Raw genomic sequence first — 18,623 nt, forward strand, 5'->3', positions numbered from 1 at the left:
GCCCGGCACCAACAACCAAGCAACCGTGACAAGCGCGACCGGCACGGCCGCCATCCAGTTCATCGCGCGATTTCCTCATGTTCCTCGGCCGGCACAGTGCCGGGCGTCCACCGCCGTCGGCCGGCACTGGCGCGGCCGATTCTAGGTGGCCGGTGCCGAGCGGGATCGTGTGGGCAAAGCGGTGCCCAGGCGTCCAGTGAGGTGCCGGCAGCGGGCCGCCCGATGATCGGCATGGCTGGTCGCGGGTCGGCGCGCGGCCGTTGCCCTCAGCGCGGCGTTGCCCTCAGCGCGGCGTGCGGCCGTGGCGGCGGCCGAAGTCGGCGGCGCGGCGGCCGTGGTACAGCACGCGACGCCCACAGTTGGCCACCCGAGGGTGCTTGCGGTCCAACCATGTCTTGAACGGCTTTTCCAACGCGCCGCGTAACTTGGCCACCTCGTCCCGTTCCCGCCCGAGCTGCCCGAGCAGGCCGGTGATCGAGGCGATCGCCGGGTCGAGCAGTTCTTCCGCGGACGCGTCCTCCGGTCGCAGCGGCGGCGTTTCCTCGGGCACCGGCATCAGCTCGGCAAGATCGCCGACGACGTTGTACTCGGCCTTGCACAACCCGTCGATCAGCTCCTGGGACCACTCGGTCGCCCATGCCAGCCGGGGCGCGGGCAACTTCAGTTTCGGCGCGTTCTCGCTGGCGCGCACCAGGATGTTCTCGCCAAGCAACACACGTATCAACGGGTCGGAGTGTTGACGCGGCACCTCGTCCTCGAGCGCGACGTTCACCCGACGCAGCAACTCGGCCTGCGCGACGCCGATCGACGGGTTGGCACGCTCGACCTCGGTGTCATAGCGGCGTCCGTCGATACCCAGCACCTGCGCGAACCGGTTCCACAGCAGGTCCTTCGGCGCACCGGGTCGCGGCACCGTCACGACGTGGATGTTCTCCCGGGGCACGGCCTCCTCCCAGCGGGCGAGAACCTCGACCGCGTGGTGCAGGCTCCAGAACATCTCACCGAACGGTGCCGGCGTGTCGCGGCCGAGCTCGATGAGATCGTCGACGAACTTCTCGAACGGCACCCGGAGCCGGTGCTTGAGGTGCTCCTGCCAGCCCGCCGGCAGCTGCCGGGCGATGTCCCGTGCGGTGAACACCACCGAGACCTCCGCCGGACGCAGCGAGTCGACCGCACGCTTGATCTGCTCGACGTTCGCGCCGCCGAGGATCTCGTTGGAGATGATCGAAGTCGTGCCGGACCAGGTCCGTGCCCGAGAGGCCAGGCGTTCCCACGCGCCGTCCCAGTCCGGGTTGCGCATGCCGTTCCACCGCATCTCGCGGATGTCCATGGTGGCGCCGAAATGCTCGAACGGCTGGTGCAACGGGTACCGGACACCGTCCTCGGCCAGCGCCACCCGGTTGTGCCACAACACGTTCTGCAGGTAGGTCGTGCCGGTCTTCGGCGCGCCGACGTGCAGGATTACACGGCCGGCCGGGTTCGTCTTCGCGTTCGTCACGGTGGCGGGCGGTTCGGCCACCCCGTCTCGCATGGAACGCTCCCTCGCTTCGGTTGGAGCCAGTTATGCTGATCTACCGAGAGCTCCGCGTCAACCCGAGTGACCAGTGACCGCTTTCCACCGTCCTCGGCATCCACCGCGACGCTCGTGCGCAGTATGTACCGTCCTGGATACGGCCGCGGCACGGCCCGCCCAGCGGGCGAGCACAATTCGAAACACTCCGGATCAGTAGCCCCCGGGCACGCTGCGGGCCCGTTTTGAACAGTGCTCGTTGTGGCCGGCCGTCAAAGGTGAATGCTCTGGGCGACAGCCGCGGCCTGCTCGGCGATGGCTGGCCAGCCATGCACGCTGTTGGTCGAGCAGTCGAGTGCGACGATGTGCTCGTCGTCCGACGCGGGCAGCATCAGCTGCACCCCGTAGGTGGGAATGACCTGGGTGTCGGCGTGCCCGGTGGCCTCGGGTGGCAGCCGGTACTCGCCGGCACGGACCATCGCGGCTGCCCGACCGGCGGGCAACGTCACGACGCGAACATCGGCGTCCGGGCAGCTCTCCGTGAGCGCGGCACACAGGTCGTCGGCGGTGACTGGATCGTTCGACCGGAACACCCGCACCACAAGGCTCGCGGTGGCGTCGCCGGAACGGGTGGCCACGGTGAATGTGCCGGCGATGTGCGCGTGCTCGGTGTGCGTGCGGCTGAAGGTTTCCGGTGGCCGCAACGTCAGGCCGTTCATCGTGGGCATCACGAGTCCTTCGCCCGTTCGGCGAACAGGGCGCGGTCCTCGACCTGACCCTGCTCCACCGCGTTCCAGAACGCGATTCCGGGCTGCGCGAGCCCCTGCGTGGCCCCGTAGACCCCCACTGTTCAGGGCTCTGCGGCAGCCAGTAGTCCCGGTAGTGCTCGTAGAGACCGGGCGCGCCCTGCGTGCCGCCCGCGACGGTCTGGAGCAGGCTCAGGCTGTCGGCGGTCTCCTTGCCGAGTCTGGCGGGCGCGCCGAACGTCGGAATCGCCCCGAGGAAGTCGCCGGTAAGGGTTTGTCCGCTCACGTCGGCGCCGGCCGCGCGGGCCAGGGCGTGCCCGCCGAGGGCGACACCGGAGAGCCCATTGCCGACGAATCCCAGTGGGGGAGCGAGGATCCCGGCCGAGCTGGTGACGAACGCGAGGTCACCGATGACGTCGGAGACGTTGGCGACCACGTTGGGATTCGCCACGGTGTAGCGCACCAGCGGCGCGTTCCCCACCACGTCGCCGAGCAAGCCGACCGCGCGGTCCAGCAGTCCTGGACCGTCCGGGGCATCCTCGCCGGCCTGCTTGAGCTTTCGGGCACCTTCCTCGGCCAGCTCGGCGTGCTGGTCTTCGAGCCGCTCCGCGCGTTCCTTGATCTCGTCGTACCGTTGCTCCGCCGCGTCGAGCGCCGCCTGGGCCTGCCGCGCGGCTTCCGCGTCACCGCCGGTGACCTCGGTGATGAGCACGCCGACGCCGCCGAGCGAGGGCAGCGCCGGGTCGGACCGCGCCTGCTCGATCCGCCGTTTCGCGTCCGCGGCCTCGGCTTCGAGCCGGCTGGCCGTGCGTTGCAGCGAGGACAGGTCCGCGTGCCAGGCGCCGAGCGCCGCGGCCGCGGCGGTCATGGCCGCGGCGGCGTCGTCCAGGTGCCGGGGGAACTCGCCGACCGACCCGCGGAACGCCTCGGCGGCCTGGCCCTCCCAGCCGCCGGCCTGGGCGATCCCGGCCATGGTGGTGCGGGCCTCGGTCAGCGTGGTGGACACGGAGTCGAGACGCGCGCGCAGGCCGTCCACGGCGCCGAGCTCGCCGGGCGCCGGGTCGAAGCCCAGCGCGGGGAAGTCACGTGACATGGTCGGTCCCTCCGTCCAGCCGGCGGCCGATCGAGCCGGTCGGGTCTCCGGCGGCCTGGCCGCCCACGCCGGAACCGCCGCTGTCGGTCGGGGAGCCGGCCGCCTGACCGCCCGTGCCGGTGCCGCCACCCGCTTCGGCCGGTGACCCCGCCCCCTGGCCGCCGGCGTCGGGCGGCTCCCCGAGGGGGGTGGTCAGCTCGCCCAGCCGGATCGCGTGGACCGAATCCTGGTTCGCGTACTGCTGGCGCGCCGCGCCCAGCGCGGGGGCCAGCTGCTGGGTCGCCTCGCGCAGCCGGCTGACGCCGTGCTCCCAGCGCTCCTGGAACTCCTGCCCGGCCGAGTCCAGGTCCTCGTGCCCGAGCCGCGACTCGCCTGCCTCGCGCAGCCGGCCGGTCGCGGCCCCGATCTGGTCCGCGGCGCTGCCCACCATCGCGACCAGCTCGCTCAGCCGGTCCAGTTCGACCGTGAACCCGTCCACAGCGTCACCTCGTCGGTCCTTCGGTGTCTCCCTTCCTCAACAGTGACGACGTCAGGTTCTCCGGTCATCCCGAGACCCGCGCCGGTAAGGGATCGTTAAGCTCCCGCCGGTCTCGGTTGTGCCACGTCGGACCTACGTAGCGGGTGCGGCGGCGGGTTGGAGGACGGCGATCCCGTTCTTTCTGATGACCGAGGTGTTGAACGGTGCGGACTCGCGCTCCACCAGGTCCAGAACCGCACCGGCGCGGTCGCCTTCGACGATCTCCGGCTCATGGGAATCGTTGATGAGAACCGGGATCACCGTCACCCGGTCGATTTCACCGTTCACGACGCGGCAGGTCAGGATGGCGGTTTCGCTGTCGAAGTGGGGGCTTTCGCGGTCGAACGCGAAGTTTCCCAGGCTGTAGCAGATCAGTCCGTCGCCGTGGAACTCGATGCCCTGCAGCACGTGCGGATGGTGACCGATGACCAGGTTCGCACCAGCGTCGATCACGGCTCGTCCCAGATCCACCTGGTAGTCGGCGATCTTGCGGTATGACTGGGAAATGCCCCAGTGCCAGGACACGATCACGAAATCCGCCACGTCCCGGGCCTGGCGGACGTCCGCCATCAGCGTTTCGTGATCCACCTCGTCCGCCGTGGTGACCGGGATGGCCGGCGACCCAGGCTGTTCGAACACCCGTGGCGAAGGCTGATAGGCGGTATGCACCCGGACCGTCGCGATGCCCGGTCGATCGGCCGTCGCCGGGAAGGCGCCAGGCTGGAAGACGGAGCTGTACGACAGGAATGCGAACCGGCTGCCACCGCGACTGATGATCGCTGGCATCCGTGCGGCCGCGTCGTCCGCGCCCGCGCCACAGTGCTGGATGTTCGCCTCGTCCAGTACCTCGACCGTCTGCATGATGCCTTCGGGGCCGAGGTCCATCGAGTGGTTGTTGGCCAGCGACATGACGTCGAACACGCCATCGGAGAGAGCGGTCACCGTATTGAGCGGCGACTGGAAGTGCACCCCGGCGATCGGCTTGCCGAGAAGCGGCTCACCGCGGTCGGTGATCGGACCCTCGAGGTTTCCGAACGAAATGTCGGCGTCGCGCAGGACAGACCTGACGGACGTCAACATCGAAGGCGGGTCGTCACGCTTGATGTACACATCGCCGACGAACACCATCTCCACTGTCGAATCTGACATCGGCACTACTCCTAATCCATAACCTCGACCGGCCTCATGCTTTCCCGGTGGATCCGACCTTTCTCGACTTTCCAAAGAGGTGACGTACGGCAGGTTTGATCAACGGCCAGACGATCACGGTGATCGCCACGATCATCATCGTCGCGGCGATGGGACGGGTGAAGAAGACGTCGATCGATCCGTCCGACAGGATCAGCGAACGCCGAAGGTTCCGCTCGGCCAGCGGTCCGAGTACGACGGCGAGGATCAGGGGAGCCGGGGGGTACCCGTACCGGTGCAACAGGTAGCCGACGATGGCGAAGACGAACATGACCCAGACGTCGAACACCGCGTACTGCACCGCGAAGACACCGACGATGGCGAGCACCACGACGATCGGGTTGATGTATCGGGTACTGGAACGCACCATGCGGACGAACGCGGGAATGAAGGCGGTGTTCAGCACGACCAGAAGCACGTTGCCGACGTACATGCTGGCGATGAATACCCAGGCGACCTCGGCGTGGTCGACGAAGAACCGCGGACCTGGGGTGAAGCCGAACTGGATGAGCGCCACCAGGAGCAGCGCCGTCGTCCCCGAGCCGGGAATGCCCAGGGTGAGCATCGGCAGCAGCGACCCGCCGGTCGACGCGTTGTTGGCGGCTTCCGCGCTCGCGACCCCTTCGATCGCTCCCTTTCCGAACTTCCGTGGCTCCCGCGAGATCTTCTGTTCCACGGAATAGCTCAGGAAGGACGCTATCGTCGCTCCCGCTCCGGGCAGGGCGCCGATACCGAATCCCAGCCCGGTGCCGCGGACGATCGGGAACGCGGAACGTCGCCAGTCGGACCTCCCGGGCAGCATCGCTCCCGCCTTGACGATGCTGTCGACCCGGCCCCCGTTCCGGGCGGATCGCTCGAGATTCGACATGATTTCGACGATCGCGAACAACGCGATCGCTATGGGCAGGAAGCCAAAACCGTTGTCCAGGTACAGGGAACCCATCGTGAACCGGGCGACACCGGAAATCGGGTCCAGGCCGACAACCGCAATGGCAAGGCCAAGAATCACCATCGCGTAACCCTTGGCCCGCCGGTCTCCCACCAAGCCGGAGACCAGGGTCAGGCCCAGGAACATCAAAGCGAAGTACTCAGGTGGTCCGAATCTGAGCGCGAAGGTACTGATGGCCGGACCCAACAACATCAGTAGCACGACGCTCGTCGTCCCGGCGATGAACGAGGCCACGGCCGACACCGTGAGGGCGACCCCTGCTCGACCCTGCTTCGCCATCTGGTGGCCGTCGATGGACGTCATCACCGAGGATGCCTCGCCGGGCACGTTGAGCAGCACGGCCGTGATGGTTCCGCCGTACATCGCGCCGTAGTACAGGCCGCCCAGCATGATCAGGGCCGCTATCGGATCCATGCCGTAGGCAACCGGAAGCAACAAGGCGATCGCGGTCACCGGCCCCAGCCCGGGGAGGGCGCCGACCAGCGTGCCCAGAATCGCGCCGGTGAGGCCCATCAGCAGGTTGAATGGCTCCAACGCCCCCGCGAATCCGTTGAGCAAGGAATTGAGGACGTCCATGTCAATCTTCGCCGGTGGTCGAGGGACCGCATTGGACGTTGTGCACGGTCACGGGAGCTGCACACCGAGGGCGATTTCGAACAGCGCATACGTGGCGGCGGATATCAGTACCGCGACCAACGCCGACCGCCAGAGCGCCTGACCTTCGACCCACCACAACTCGGCGATGACGAGGAGGACGATGCCGACCAGTGCTCCGGCGAACTGGACAGCGAGGATCCCTCCCGCCATCACCCCGAGGAACTTCACGATCTTCCAGCGGGCCGCGTTGTTCCAGTGCACCGCGGTCGCCGCCGGCGGCGGGGAATCGCCTTGGGCCGAGCGCCTTTCCAGGAAGACGATCAAACCCGAGATTCCGATCAATGCCCCGCCCAGCCACATCGGTAGGAACCCGGGACCTGGCTGGCCTTCGGACGTGTGGTACGGCAGGCCGCGAACCGAGTCGACAATGAGAAAGATGCCCGCGGCCGTCAACAGCATCGGCACGATGAGACGCCCGCGGGAAGGCTGTTGCGCAGCGCCTTCGTTTTCAGCCGGTGCTTCGGGGTCGCTACTTCGCGGATCCCGACTCATGCCAACTTGCTCCTCTCGGGCCGCCGGCCTACAAGCCGCCCTTGTCTACGACCTTCTGCAGCACGTCGGTCTCGTCCTGAATACGCTTGCCGAAGTCGGCTGACCCGAGAAACTGCGGCGGCTCAGCGCTTTCCTTCTTGTGCGCCTCGACGAACTCGGGGTCCGCCACGACCTTCCGCAGCGCGTCTTCGAGGTAACGAACCACGTTCTCGGGTGTCCCGGGCGGTGCCAGCAGCCCGATCCAGGCGGCCTGGAACGCCACGTTGTGGCCAAGGTCCTTGAGTGTCGGAAGGTCCGGGAACTGTTCTGGACTGTCGGCCCCGGTGCTCACCAGCCCACGCACCACGCCCTGCGAAAGCTGCCCTGCCGTGGAGGCCAACCCAGGCACCGCCACCTCGACGTGTCCACCAAGAGCGGCCGCCACCGCCGAGGCTCCGCCATCGAAGGGCACATGTTTCCACTCGACGCCGAGCTCGTCCGTCAGCGCGGAGATAATGAGATGACCCGTGCTTCCCGGCCCGGACGTGCCGTAGGTGATTTCGTCAGGGTGGGACCTGGAGTACTCAACCATTTCGTCGAAGGACTTGTGCGGCGAGTTCGGCCGAACAACGAGGACGTAAGAAACCTCGGCCACCTGCGCGATCGGCGTGAAGTCGGACGCTTGGTAACCAACGTCCTGCGTCAGGGGTGGCGTGACGATCGCTCCACTGGACGCCATGAGTACCTCGTACCCGTCCGGCTCGGCCTGATGGACCTGCTGGCTTCCGACAGTCCCACCGCCGCCTGGTTTGGGAACGGCGCGAACGGGAACGTCCACATACTCGCCGATGGTTTCGATGACCCGCCGTGCCGTGGTGTCGACACCACCACCTGGCTCGTACGGAATCACCATGTTGATCGGCTTCTGCGGGTACTCGTCGGCGGAACCAGCAGTGGCTCCTTCGCCGCAGGCTGATGCGCCGAGCGCCAGCACGGCCAACAGGGCGAGGACTCCGGTCGAGCGTCGTGAAGTGCCACGTTGCACAGAGCGCATCTTTTGAACCCACATATCATAGAATATATTAGATAGCGACGCTACCGTAGATCACGCGCAGCAGTCAAGGTGCGGTGGCAGGCCCGGTAGCCGGCTCCGGATCAGCGGACCTTCGGCGCAGCCGCCAGATTCCGTCCCACTGCGGCCTTCCCGGCAGCCATGAGGCGCCCGCCGCCTGGTCAGCGTGCTCACCACCGACACCGACACCCGAGATCACCCCGGTCCGACCGCGTGATCGCACACGCTCCGGGCTCAGGCCCTTTCGCTGTCGATCTGCTCCACGGTGGACGGTCGAGTGATCGTGGAGACGGCGGTGAAGTCGGCAGCGGTGCTGGCACGTTCGAAGGCCGCCATGGCTTCGGCGTAGCGCTCGGCGTGGCGGCCGGCGGTTTCGGGGTCGTCGGTCGGCGTGGCCGACACCGTGGTGGCCATGCGGAGCAGGTCGGCGAACGCGGTGGCGCGGGCGCCGGCGAGTGCGCGGCGGCGTTCCCGGCGCGATTCCAGCCCGGACCGCTGCTCGAGCACCAGCACGAACAGTCCACATGCGAGGAAGACGCCCGCCGCGCCGTAGCCGGCGACGACGGTGGCGCGGAAGAACTGAGCTTGGCCGGCCCCCTCGGCGTAGAACCCGACGACCGCGTAAAGAGCGGTGACCAGCCCGACCCAGGTCAGGCCTCGGTCCCAGCGGTGCACGGTCGGCTCGCGCAGCCGGCCGGCGACCCGGTTGCGGAGCAGGAAGAACAGGCCGACCAGGCCGCCGATGATCAACACGGGCAGGGTCTCGCCGAGACCCTCGTCGAGGTCGAGCACGACCATGACGGGCAGCGAGCAGGCTATGACCAGCCCGAGGCTCCAGCCGTGCATGACCTTGCGACTGAGCGCACCGCCGTGGCCGGTCGGTTCCGTCGCGCCGTCGCGCACCAGGAGGTACACGCCCATCGACACGGCCAGGATCGCGGTCCCCCATGCGGCGAGGGTGGTGGCCTCGAAGTCCTGGTCGAAGAGCTTCTTGTCGCGGTGGGGGAGAAAGGCGAGCAGCGCGTTGACCGCACCGACGGACAGCAGCCAGCGCTCCTGGCGCGCCGACCGCTGCCGCGGCGTGCGCGCGGCCCGCGGTGGGGTGCGGGCCGCCTGCTGCCCGGTGGGCGCCGGTTCGCCGGCCAGCGTCAGGCCGTCCACGATGACCTCCCGCGCCGCGTCGAGCTCGCCCGGCGTGCCCGCCTGTTCGACGAGATCCCGTGCCGTGGCATAGCGTTCGGCGGCCTCGGCACGGCGGCGGGCGTTCGGTCCGCCGTCCCTTTCGACGATCGCGGCGAGCCGGGCGAGGTCGCCGACCGCCGTCGCCATGCCGGTCCGGAACGCCTTCTCCGCTATGGCTGTCCTCCGCCGCCTGGCGAGCCACGCCGTCATGATCGACAGCACCGCGATGCCGGCGCCCGCCGCGGCGAAGCCCCACGAGCCGACCAGCCCGCCGACCGCGCTCGGTGGGGACAGCGTGCCGCCGCGTAGCTCGGTGAGCCGGTCGAAGAACGTCGCGACCGCGTGGGATGCCGGCGGGTAGGGCTCGTCCATTCGCTTGCTCGGCGCGACCGCGCCACGAGCACGAACCTCCGCGGAACCGATGTCCGGACTGGAGCCGGGGCCCTGCGCGGCCACCCAGTGGCCGTTCACCACCACGACCACGTCGTCGGGAAATTCCTTGGCCAGCATGTACCGCACCACGGGAACCTCGTCGACCGCGGGCAGGTAGGCGATCCGGTAGCCGACCGGCCCCTGCGGCGGCCGGCCTTCGAACGGATCCCATCGCTGGGCACCGGATGCCGCCACGTCGGGATCGACGTACACCCGGTCGCGGCGCAGCGCGGCGATCATCGCGTCCTCGGTGGACTGGTCGAGCGATCCGCTCTCCGGTCGGTCCGGATAGTCCGGCCAGCGATCGTTCCGCATCGCGAGCAGTGTCTCGATCACCGGACCCGTGACGTCATAGGTGGCCAGTACCGTCTGCTCGGCGCGGTTGTTCACTTGCCGGGCGAGCAACCCGTCGGCGCCCCAGGCGAACCGGCCCCTGACGTAGGCGTCCCAGGAGCGTAGCTCGACCCGCAGCCCGCGCACGATGATCACTTCGGCGTCCTGGCCGAGCTCGGCCCCCAACTCGTCGAAGGACAACGTCGACGCCGCCGGCGCGAGCACGACGTACACAGCGGACTTCTCGTTGCCGTCCCGGTCCGTAGGCTCCGTCGCGTCCACCTCGGACTCGAGGCGGTCGGTGTCCACTTTGGCCATGGCGCCGGGAAGCACCTGGACCGGGTCCGCACGCAGCGCCTCGGCGAGCGCGGCGACGTCGACCGGCTCCGGGGCCGGGGCCGGTTGGGCGTACCCCGGCGTCGCGGCGAGCATGGTCAGCACCGTGAGCACCAGGCACACCAGGATCCTCATGGCCGGACCTCGGGGATGTCGACACCGAGCAGTCGACACGCCCGCTCGAGGTGTGCCAGGCCTTCCGTGGCCACCTGACCGGCCACCGTGCACTCCTCGGTGGTGTTCGCGCGCGCCAGCAACGCGCCCGCGGTGTGCCAGCGCTCCTCGGCTCGGCGCAGCTCCTCGGACGCCTGCGGATGCCCGGCGCCGGCGACGGTCTCCACACCGAACCCGAGCCGGTGACAGGTCGCACGGGCCCGCGCTCGCGCGGCGTCTGTCTCGTGGCGCCGAGACCGTGCGCGCAGGGCGGGAACCGCGCCCACGGCGACCGCGCCGAGGCCGATGACGATTGGGACAAGTGGCAGCATCTCAGATCCACGACTCCGTTTTGCGACGAGTCCGCTCAACCTAGTCGAGCCGGTCTATGCGAACGCTATGCACACCTCGTCCCGCGAGGGTCGTACGTGCCGCGGGGTGGGCGGCCGCCTACGTAAAGTCCACCCTGCCGATATCGCGAGCCTGGACCACGTTTCCCTGGACGTCGCCCGATATCTGGTTGGCTACTCCACCGCGCTCAACTTGTTGAGTGGTGATTGTCTGTTGCCACAATGCTCGTAGCGAGGTTGAGAAGTCGGGATCCGCTTGTTCCGCGGCGGCCAGCTCGGCGCTGAGGGCGGCGACTTCTGGAGAGTCTGCCGGTTTGCCGTCCGCGGCTGCCAGTGCGGCTATCGATTCACGCTTTTCGCTGAACTTTCTCTTGACGAGTTCGTACAGAGAACCTGCGCTCCTGCTCGCCAACGCTGCGGCGATCGCCACCAGGATGGGCTCTGGCATGGCCACTCCCCCTTCTGTGTCCCGCGGGTTTCACCGTAGCAAGTGACAGGGCCGGCTCGCCGACTCTGACGCCGCTGGTGCTGTGCGTGACGGCAATCGGCCGCATGGTGTGCTCCATCAGGGTGGTGTTGGTGTAGCGCGCTGCGAGCTGGTTGTGCTGGCGACAGACTGGGATGTGTGGCGGAGCGGGAGAGTGTGGGGAACGCGGTCAGCGGAAGTGTTGGTGGCTCGGTGGTACAGGCGGGCACGATCCAGAGTGTGATCCTGCCCGTACCGGCCCAGCGCGAGCCGGTGCCGGCGCCTCGGCAGCTTCCGTTGGCATTGCGGGATTTCACCGGCCGCGAGAGCGACGTCGCCGCTCTGGACCGCCTCCTGCCAGCCGCGGGGGATGGTGCGAGCACCGCGGGCGTTGGGGTTGTCGACGGCGCTGGTGGTGTCGGGAAGACCACGCTGATCGTGCAGTGGGCGCACCGGGTGCAAGACCGGTTTCCGGACGGGACGTTGTTCGCGAACCTGCGGGGTTTCGGGCCGAGCACGCCGCTGGAACCGGCGGTGGTGCTGGCGTCGTTGTTCCTGCCAGCGCTGGGAGTGGCGCAGGCACAGATCCCAGCGGAGTTGGAGGCGCAGTCGGGGTTGTACCGGTCGGTGCTGGCGCAGCGGCGGGTGTTGGTGGTGCTGGACAACGCCGCGGATGCCGAGCAGGTGCGGCCGCTGCTGCCTGGAGCACCTGGCTGCACGGCGGTGGTGACCAGCCGGGACAACCTGACCGAGCTGGTGGTCGCGGAGGCGGCACACCGGATCAGCCTCGATCTGTTCACTGTCGCGGAATCGCACGCGCTGCTGCGCGGGATTCTCGGGTCCGAGCGGGTCGACACCGAACCTGACGCGGTCGCGGAGCTGATCGACGCGTGTGGGGGACTGCCGTTGGCGCTGCGGGTCGCGGCGACCCGGCTCGCAGCCCGCACCCAGCTCGAACTCACGGACCTGGTCGCCGAGATCGCCGAGGGCCGAGCGCGGCGCGGCACGGGCACGTCAGGGGATGTGGGTGGTGCGGTGCGGTCGGTGTTCGACTGGTCCTACACCCGACTGCCCGGCGAGAAGGCGATGGTGTTCCGGCGGCTAGGGCTGCATCCGGGCCCGGGGTTCGGTGTCACGGCGGTGGCGGCGCTGACCGGGTTGGATCCGATCACGGTGTACCGGTGCCTGGAGGATCTGGCGGATCTGCATCTGGTCGAGCCGGCTGGCCGTAAGCGGTATCGGATGCATGACGTGTTACACGCGTACGCCGCCCACCGTGCCGAACTCGACGACACACGGGATAGCCGGCGCGATGCGGTGTCGAAAGTGCTGGCCTGGTACGCCCGCACCGCCCAGCTGGCCGACCAGGCGAGTTCACCCGCGTTGTCCGGCGTAGTCCCCGATGAGGTGGGCCTCGTGGGTGTCGACGTCTCGTTCCCCGATCGAGACCAGGCACAAGTCTGGCTGCATGCCGAGCATGCCAACCTGGTCACCGCGGTGCGCCAGGCAACGGCGGCCGAGCTGCACGAGCTGGCCATGGCCCTGGCCGTGTGCTGCAGGTTCCTGACGGTACGGGGAAACGCATGGTCCTCGCTGCATCTGGAGGCCACCGGACAGGGGGCGGTGTCGGCGCGGGCCGTCGACAACCGGGCCGTGGAGGCGCTCCTGCTGAGCATGCGCACGGAAACCCTGTGCCGTCTGGGACGGTGGGAGGACGCCGAAGCCGCGATCACCCGCACACTCACTCTTGCCGAGGAGCTTCACGACCCGGCCCGGCGGGTTTCCGGCCTGTCCGGGCTGGGGTGGGTCCGGCGTGGGCAAGGTCGATTACGTGAGGCGCGTGAGTGCTACCAGTCCTCTTCGTCGTTGGCTCGCGAGACAGGGCAGACACGATCCGAAGCCGTGGCGCAGTGCAACCTCAGCGGTATCTGCACCCAACTCGGCGACTACGAACAGGCGCTGGAGTACGCCGAGCGGGAACTCCCGCTGTGGCGGCAGGCTGGGGACCAGATCGGCGAGGCGGGTGCACTGTGTGACGCGGCACTGGCCTGGCAAGGGCTTGGCCGGCACGAGGTCGCGATCACCCTGTGCCAGCAGGCCATCGCCTCCTACCAGACGCTGGGTTACGCCGGAGTCGATCTGGTGGACACGGTCCTGGCCTTGGCGGCCTCCCTGGAACACACCCGTGACTGGCCCGCGGCCGTGGAATCCCTGCGCTACGCGATCGCCCTGCTCGCCGACCTGGACGATCCCCGGCTCGAGCAGACACGCCGACGGCTCACCGACCTGGAGGCGCGGATCGCCACCGACCCGTGCCACTGACCCGGTGAACGGCGGCGGGTCTACGCGGTGTCGGTCCGGACTGCGCAGGTCGGGCAGTCCGGTCTCGGCGCGTCGAGGGCGAGCACCACGTCACCGTCGAAGGTGACGAGGTTGAACGCGTACTCGCGATTGACCGGCAGGCGAGGCACACCAGCGATCAGGCTCATCGCGGTGTGCGCGGTCAGCTGCCCGGAGATCCCCGCCGAGACGGCGTTGCTCGCCTGCGTTCCAGTCGTTCGCTCAGTCGCCTTCGTCGGGGATGCGGTGTGTGGTGGCAGCCCGGACTGGCGCTCTCGATCAGCCACGCACGCGCAGTCATAGCACGGCCCGGTGCCCGGCCGGTACACGCCGACATTGACCTGGGGTCCGTGGTAGCCGCCGTGCACCCAGGCCGTCCCCGTCGCATGACAGGCCTGGTTGGCCCAGGAGCGGATCTGTTTGGGCTGGTCCGCTGCCAGCACCACGACGTCGAACCGCGCCGCCAGCCCGACCAGCGTGCGTGGGCCGGTGATGGCGAGAGCTTCCCCGGTGATCGCGATGTCGGAGTTGCGCGCACGCAACCGCCGCACAGCCACGTCGACCTTCGGCCGGCCGACGTCCTGCTCGGTGAACAACACCTGCCGGCTGAGATTCGAGAGCTCGACCACGTCCGGCTCCACGCAATGCAGCCGGCCCACGCCGGACAGGGCCAGGCTCAGCGCGGCGGTGCTGCCCGTGCCACCGACGCCGACCACGACCACCCGCGCTTGCCGCAACAGCAACTGCGTGTCCCAGCTCGACCGGCCGTCCCGGGCCATCCACCGCCACAACGCCCGGCACCGGCCATAGCGCTCCCGCTCGCGCGCGGACAACGCCTCGGGCGGGCGCTCGGCGGCGTCCTCCACGTATCCAGCGGCAATCAGCTCATCCAGGTCCCGGAGCACCTCATCGCGGACGCCGGCGGCCGGCCTGGCCGGGAAACGGCGGACCAGCTCGGCGACTACCTGGTCCACCGTCCGCGTGCCGTCGAGAGTTCCCAGCAACGCCCACACCCACCCGTCGGGATCCGCGATCCTCGCGGTGATTCCGGGGACGTCCCCGCCGATCCGGACCTGATCGTCGCCATGCCGCACGGGCCGGTGCTCCCTCTTGATCCGTGGGTAGAACAGTGGGCGATACATCGGAAACCCTCACCACCATCGTCATGCTGTCGTCGTGCCGTCGTGCCGTCGAGCTACGAGTCGTTGCTTTGCTTGTTGCAGAACGTCATCCGCCGCTGCTCCTCGAGAAACTCGATCAACGCCATCGACCTCCCTTCCCACGCTCACGGGGAACCGACCGCACGACCACCACACAGCCACACACCAGCGGACCGTCCTCGACCACCGGCTGGTGAAACTTCAGCGAGTCCATCCGATCACCTCCCCTCGATGTGCTGGCGAAATCCAGGATGCGGAGTCGAACTGGCCAGATCTCTTGTGGAAATTCGGCCACCTGCCTGAAATCCCAGCTGAGCATGACCGCCGGCGATCTTGGCGGCGCAAATCGGGGAGTGGGGCGCGCTGATATTCCTGAAGTTGATCAGCGGCACGCCATCCACTGGACAAATACCTGTCAGAACGATGGACAATTGTCTTGCGCACGCTGGACGAAGAGGGGGCCCGGGGTGCTACGATCCGTAACAGCTCGGTGTCAAATAGTGATCAATGCTGGTAGGCCGATGTGCCCCCAGCGCACACTCGACGGATGTCGGTGAGATAGCAAATCCAGCTTGGGGGCAACGCTGGTGGGACTTCGGTTCAAGGTCTTGGGGCGCACCGCCCTTCGCCTCGGCGACCACCAGCCGTTTGATGCTCGGTGGGGGCATTCCAAGCTGCGCGGGATGCTCGCCACGTTGCTGATCCACGGTGGTCGCGCGATACCGGTCTCGGAACTGGTCGAGTGGCTGTGGGATGAGCAGGTACCGAAACACCCGGTCGACACCCTGTACTCGTACAGCTCGCGACTTCGGCAGACGTTGCGTCGAATGAATTCTCCGCCGACGTTCGGCAGTAAGGACGGCATCTATCGGATCGAGGTCGACCTGCGCGAGGTCGACCTGTTCGAGTTCCGTGCCGCGGTGGAGGAGGGGCGGGTGGCGGGCGACCGCGGCGACCACGAACACGCGAGCCGGGTGCTCGACGCCGCTCTGGCGCTTTGGACCGACCGTCCGCTCGCCGATCTCGACACCGAGCGCGCGGACAACTGGCGGCGGTGGGCGGAGACTGAACTCTGGTTGCCCGCGCAGGATCTCCTGCTGCGAGAGCTGGCCGCGCTGGGCAGATTCGAGTTGGTGCTGCAACGGCTGGCCGACCTACCGACGGCGCACCAGTCGACCCTTTCCTTCGTGAAACGAAGGATGGAGGCCCTGCACGGCCGGGGTCGGCACCAGGACGCCAAGAGCTACCTCCTGCGCATGCGCAAACAGATGCGCGGTGACGGTGACTATGACGAGGCGGACGATCTGTTGCGGTTCCACGAAACGCTGCAGCATGGTCCCGACCACGCCGCCGTGCGCGCCAACCGCGCGGTCGAGATTTCCATCCAGAAGCCCAACCTGTTGCCCAGAAACGTCCAGGACTTCACCGGACGGAACGAGCTGCTCAGCGAGCTCGACGACGTCACCACGTCCTCCGCCCGCGAGATGGTGCCCTGTGTCGTGGCGCTGGACGGTGTGCCGGGCGTCGGCAAGACCACGCTCGCCGTGCACTGGGCGCATCGAGCGGCTGAGAGGTATCCGGACGGACTGCTGTACGCGGACCTTCTTGGCTACTCCGATCGCCCCAAGCTCGACACGGACAAGGTCGTGGATGACCTGCTGGCGGCATTTGGCTTTCCCGCCGAACGAATCGCGAACGCAGCGGGCCGGGCGGCGAAGCTCCGTGATCTGCTCGCCGGCCGGCGCGTGCTTGCCTTGCTGGACAACGCCGTTGACTCCCCACATGTCGAACCGCTGCTCGACATCCTGTCCACGTGCACGATCGTGGTCACGAGCCGACGGAAGCTGAATGGACTGGGTCTGCGCGGCGCGACCAACCTGACGGTCGCACCCCTGGACTACCAGGAGAGCAAGTCGTGGCTCGTGCGACGACTGGGCATTCGCCTCGCCGAAGCACCGGCGACGGCGGAGATGTTGGCCGCGATCTGTTGCGGCAACATGCTGGCGCTGCGGCTCGTCGCCCAACACGTGGCGATGGCACCCCAGGTTCCCGTCGATGAGCTGGTCAACGAGCTGCGGAACGCACCTACGTTGCTCGGCCTCGGCGACGATGGGGACGGCCGGGACCGCAGCGTGCGGGCCGCCTGCACCTGGTCATACCGGATACTGAGCGCCAGCGAACGCCGGGTCTTTCGATTACTCGGGCTGCACCCGGGGGCGGACCTGAGCGTGGACCTCGCGGCCGCGCTGACGGGCCAGGACAGGAGGCAGACCGAACGCGATCTCGGGCTCTTGGTCAACGCCCACTTGCTGACGCGCGAGCGGGGGGACCGGTTCCGGCTGCATGACTTGTTGCGCAAGTACGCGGCGGAACGCATCGCCGCGGCGGAACACGGCGCCGAGCGGGTCGCCGCCGGGGAGCGGTTGCTCAGCTACTTCCTCCACTCCGCCCGTGCTGCCGACATCACCGTATTTCCGTTCCGGCCACCAGTCGACCCGTTGCCACTCGAACCCGGAGTGGTTCCCATGGAATTCACGACCTATGAAGCCGCCATGGACTGGTATATTCGTGAACGGCCAAATATAAACGCGGTCGTAGCCTTTGCCGGCAGGCAGGGATTCCATTCGTATGTGCCGAAGCTGGCAAACGCGACGGGCGAGATATTCCAGCGGCTCGGGTTTTTCCAGGACGCCGCCACAAATCTCCTTTCCGGTGTCGCCGCGGCTAAGAGTCTCGGCGATATCGAAGAAGAAGGGAATGCTCTGAACAACCTCGCCCATATGGCGCTGAGCCGTCGCGACTTCGCGGCCGCCGAGGTTCATCTCGCCACCGCCGAGGAGCGGTTCGCTTCGATCGACTGTGCGATCGGCCTCGCCGTCGCTACGAATCACCGCGGCCGTCTATGTATCGAACGCGGCGAGTTCGAGCGTGGGATCGGATTCCTTCGGCAGTCCCTGGCGATGTTGCGGCGCGCCGATGTCAAGGCGCTCGAGGTCCGGGCCCTCCACCGGCTCGGCGAGGCTTACCGGCGCCGGTCCGCCTATGACGAGGCGGCCTCCTACTGCCGTGACGGGCTGTGGGGCGCCGAGCAGATCGAGGACGAGAACGGTCAGGGGCGCTGTCTCACGGAGCTCGCGTTGATCTACGCGGAGCGTGAGGACGTCGCGTCCGCCCGTGGCTACGCCGTCCGGGCACTCGCCCTCCACCGGCGTCAACGGGATCGGGCCGAGGTGGGGAAGACCTGCAACCTCTTGGGCCGGCTGGAGGCCGAGAACGGAGCTCTCGAGAGTGCCGAGCGGTACGCGCACATGGCACGAGACTTCTGCCGTCGCGCGCGCGACCCCGAGGGTGAGGCGAGCGCCCACTACACCCTGGGGCGGGTGTGCCACGCGCGGGCGCGTCACGACGAAGCCGCTCGCGAGTGGTCGCTCGCGCTGACCATCTTCGAGGACCTCGGCGACCCGCGAGCCGCCACCGTCCGAACGAAGCTGGCGGAACTGTCCGCATCGTCCGCCCTCGCGCTGGAGACGCGAACAGCTCCACTGGTCCCGAGGCAGCGGCTCCATCCCGGGGCGCCATAACCAGGACACCCGAGTCGACGGCCACTACGGGTGTGCCCGCGCCCCAACTAATCACTGTACCGTGTCGGGCCGTTCGCTGGAACGGGG

Annotated in this window: 13 protein-coding genes and 1 pseudogene; 2 read left to right on the forward strand and 12 right to left on the reverse strand. The window is 68.2% G+C overall.

All coding sequences use genetic code 11. From position 1 onward, the window contains the following. Positions 1–283 precede the first annotated feature (283 nt). The 11 genes and pseudogenes from ACRDTB_RS07485 to ACRDTB_RS07535 all read right to left on the reverse strand — a co-directional run bounded on the left by ACRDTB_RS07485 (position 284) and on the right by ACRDTB_RS07535 (position 11,437). Positions 284–1,531, reverse strand: coding sequence for a hypothetical protein (locus ACRDTB_RS07485; protein ID WP_431429256.1), 1,248 nt, complete (start codon positions 1,529–1,531; stop codon positions 284–286). Positions 1,532–1,782: 251 nt separating this feature from the next. Next, the gene (locus ACRDTB_RS07490; protein ID WP_431429323.1) at positions 1,783–2,238 is read right to left on the reverse strand and encodes a hypothetical protein; all 456 of its coding nucleotides are present in this window, start codon (positions 2,236–2,238) and stop codon (positions 1,783–1,785) included. A 598-nt stretch (positions 2,239–2,836) separates the two neighbouring features. Beyond that, positions 2,837–3,349: pseudogene (locus tag ACRDTB_RS07495) on the reverse strand (putative T7SS-secreted protein); the annotation flags it as partial. Then, complete coding sequence (locus ACRDTB_RS07500) at positions 3,339–3,827, reverse strand: hypothetical protein (RefSeq protein WP_431429258.1); 489 nt, start codon at positions 3,825–3,827, stop codon at positions 3,339–3,341. The pseudogene ACRDTB_RS07495 and the gene ACRDTB_RS07500, both read right to left, overlap by 11 nt. A gap of 132 nt (positions 3,828–3,959) precedes the next feature. Next, positions 3,960–4,994, reverse strand: a complete 1,035-nt coding sequence (locus ACRDTB_RS07505; protein WP_431429321.1) for a CapA family protein — start codon at positions 4,992–4,994, stop codon at positions 3,960–3,962. Positions 4,995–5,049: 55 nt separating this feature from the next. Further along, positions 5,050–6,579 carry a tripartite tricarboxylate transporter permease gene (locus ACRDTB_RS07510; RefSeq protein ID WP_431429259.1) on the reverse strand — a complete coding sequence of 510 codons (1,530 nt, stop codon included), beginning with the start codon at positions 6,577–6,579 and terminating at the stop codon, positions 5,050–5,052. A 48-nt stretch (positions 6,580–6,627) separates the two neighbouring features. After that, positions 6,628–7,152 (reverse strand): tripartite tricarboxylate transporter TctB family protein, encoded by a 525-nt coding sequence (locus ACRDTB_RS07515; RefSeq protein ID WP_431429260.1) that lies wholly within the window; start codon positions 7,150–7,152, stop codon positions 6,628–6,630. Positions 7,153–7,180: 28 nt separating this feature from the next. Continuing rightward, on the reverse strand, positions 7,181–8,125 hold the full coding sequence (locus ACRDTB_RS07520) for a Bug family tripartite tricarboxylate transporter substrate binding protein (protein ID WP_431429261.1): 945 nt from the start codon (positions 8,123–8,125) through the stop codon (positions 7,181–7,183). A gap of 312 nt (positions 8,126–8,437) precedes the next feature. Then, a complete protein-coding gene (locus ACRDTB_RS07525; protein ID WP_431429262.1) occupies positions 8,438–10,621 on the reverse strand; it encodes a hypothetical protein in 2,184 nt (727 codons plus the stop codon). After that, the gene (locus ACRDTB_RS07530) at positions 10,618–10,971 is read right to left on the reverse strand and encodes a hypothetical protein (RefSeq protein ID WP_431429264.1); all 354 of its coding nucleotides are present in this window, start codon (positions 10,969–10,971) and stop codon (positions 10,618–10,620) included. The genes ACRDTB_RS07525 and ACRDTB_RS07530 overlap by 4 nt, the downstream gene beginning before the upstream one ends. 118 nt (positions 10,972–11,089) lie before the next feature. After that, positions 11,090–11,437, reverse strand: a complete 348-nt coding sequence (locus tag ACRDTB_RS07535) for a hypothetical protein (protein ID WP_431429265.1) — start codon at positions 11,435–11,437, stop codon at positions 11,090–11,092. Between the two features lie 258 nt (positions 11,438–11,695). On the opposite strand from ACRDTB_RS07535, the gene ACRDTB_RS07540 reads away from it, so the two are divergent. After that, positions 11,696–13,777, forward strand: a complete 2,082-nt coding sequence (locus ACRDTB_RS07540; protein WP_431429266.1) for a tetratricopeptide repeat protein — start codon at positions 11,696–11,698, stop codon at positions 13,775–13,777. Between the two features lie 20 nt (positions 13,778–13,797). On the opposite strand, the gene ACRDTB_RS07545 is transcribed toward ACRDTB_RS07540, so the two are convergent. Further along, positions 13,798–14,937 (reverse strand): ThiF family adenylyltransferase, encoded by a 1,140-nt coding sequence (locus ACRDTB_RS07545; protein ID WP_431429267.1) that lies wholly within the window; start codon positions 14,935–14,937, stop codon positions 13,798–13,800. Between the two features lie 590 nt (positions 14,938–15,527). Here ACRDTB_RS07545 and ACRDTB_RS07550 point away from each other — a divergent pair. After that, entirely contained in the window at positions 15,528–18,536 is a 3,009-nt protein-coding gene (locus ACRDTB_RS07550; protein WP_431429268.1) for an AfsR/SARP family transcriptional regulator, read from the forward strand. Positions 18,537–18,623 lie beyond the last annotated feature (87 nt).

Origin of the sequence: Actinophytocola sp. (genome assembly GCF_050699935.1) — a bacterium.
In the GTDB taxonomy this organism is placed as follows: Bacteria; Actinomycetota; Actinomycetes; order Mycobacteriales; family Pseudonocardiaceae; genus Actinophytocola.

Bases quoted from the DNA above. Each gene is read 5' to 3' on its own strand.
- ACRDTB_RS07510 (WP_431429259.1), bottom strand. From the start codon at position 6,579: ATGGACGTCCTCAATTCCTTGCTCAACGGATTCGCGGGGGCGTTGGAG.
- ACRDTB_RS07515 (WP_431429260.1), bottom strand. From the start codon at position 7,152: ATGAGTCGGGATCCGCGAAGTAGCGACCCCGAAGCACCGGCTGAAAAC.
- ACRDTB_RS07485 (WP_431429256.1), bottom strand. From the start codon at position 1,531: ATGCGAGACGGGGTGGCCGAACCGCCCGCCACCGTGACGAACGCGAAG.
- ACRDTB_RS07505 (WP_431429321.1), bottom strand. From the start codon at position 4,994: ATGGTGTTCGTCGGCGATGTGTACATCAAGCGTGACGACCCGCCTTCG.
- ACRDTB_RS07525 (WP_431429262.1), bottom strand. From the start codon at position 10,621: ATGAGGATCCTGGTGTGCCTGGTGCTCACGGTGCTGACCATGCTCGCC.
- ACRDTB_RS07530 (WP_431429264.1), bottom strand. From the start codon at position 10,971: ATGCTGCCACTTGTCCCAATCGTCATCGGCCTCGGCGCGGTCGCCGTG.
- ACRDTB_RS07490 (WP_431429323.1), bottom strand. From the start codon at position 2,238: ATGCCCACGATGAACGGCCTGACGTTGCGGCCACCGGAAACCTTCAGC.
- ACRDTB_RS07545 (WP_431429267.1), bottom strand. From the start codon at position 14,937: ATGTATCGCCCACTGTTCTACCCACGGATCAAGAGGGAGCACCGGCCC.
- ACRDTB_RS07535 (WP_431429265.1), bottom strand. From the start codon at position 11,437: ATGCCAGAGCCCATCCTGGTGGCGATCGCCGCAGCGTTGGCGAGCAGG.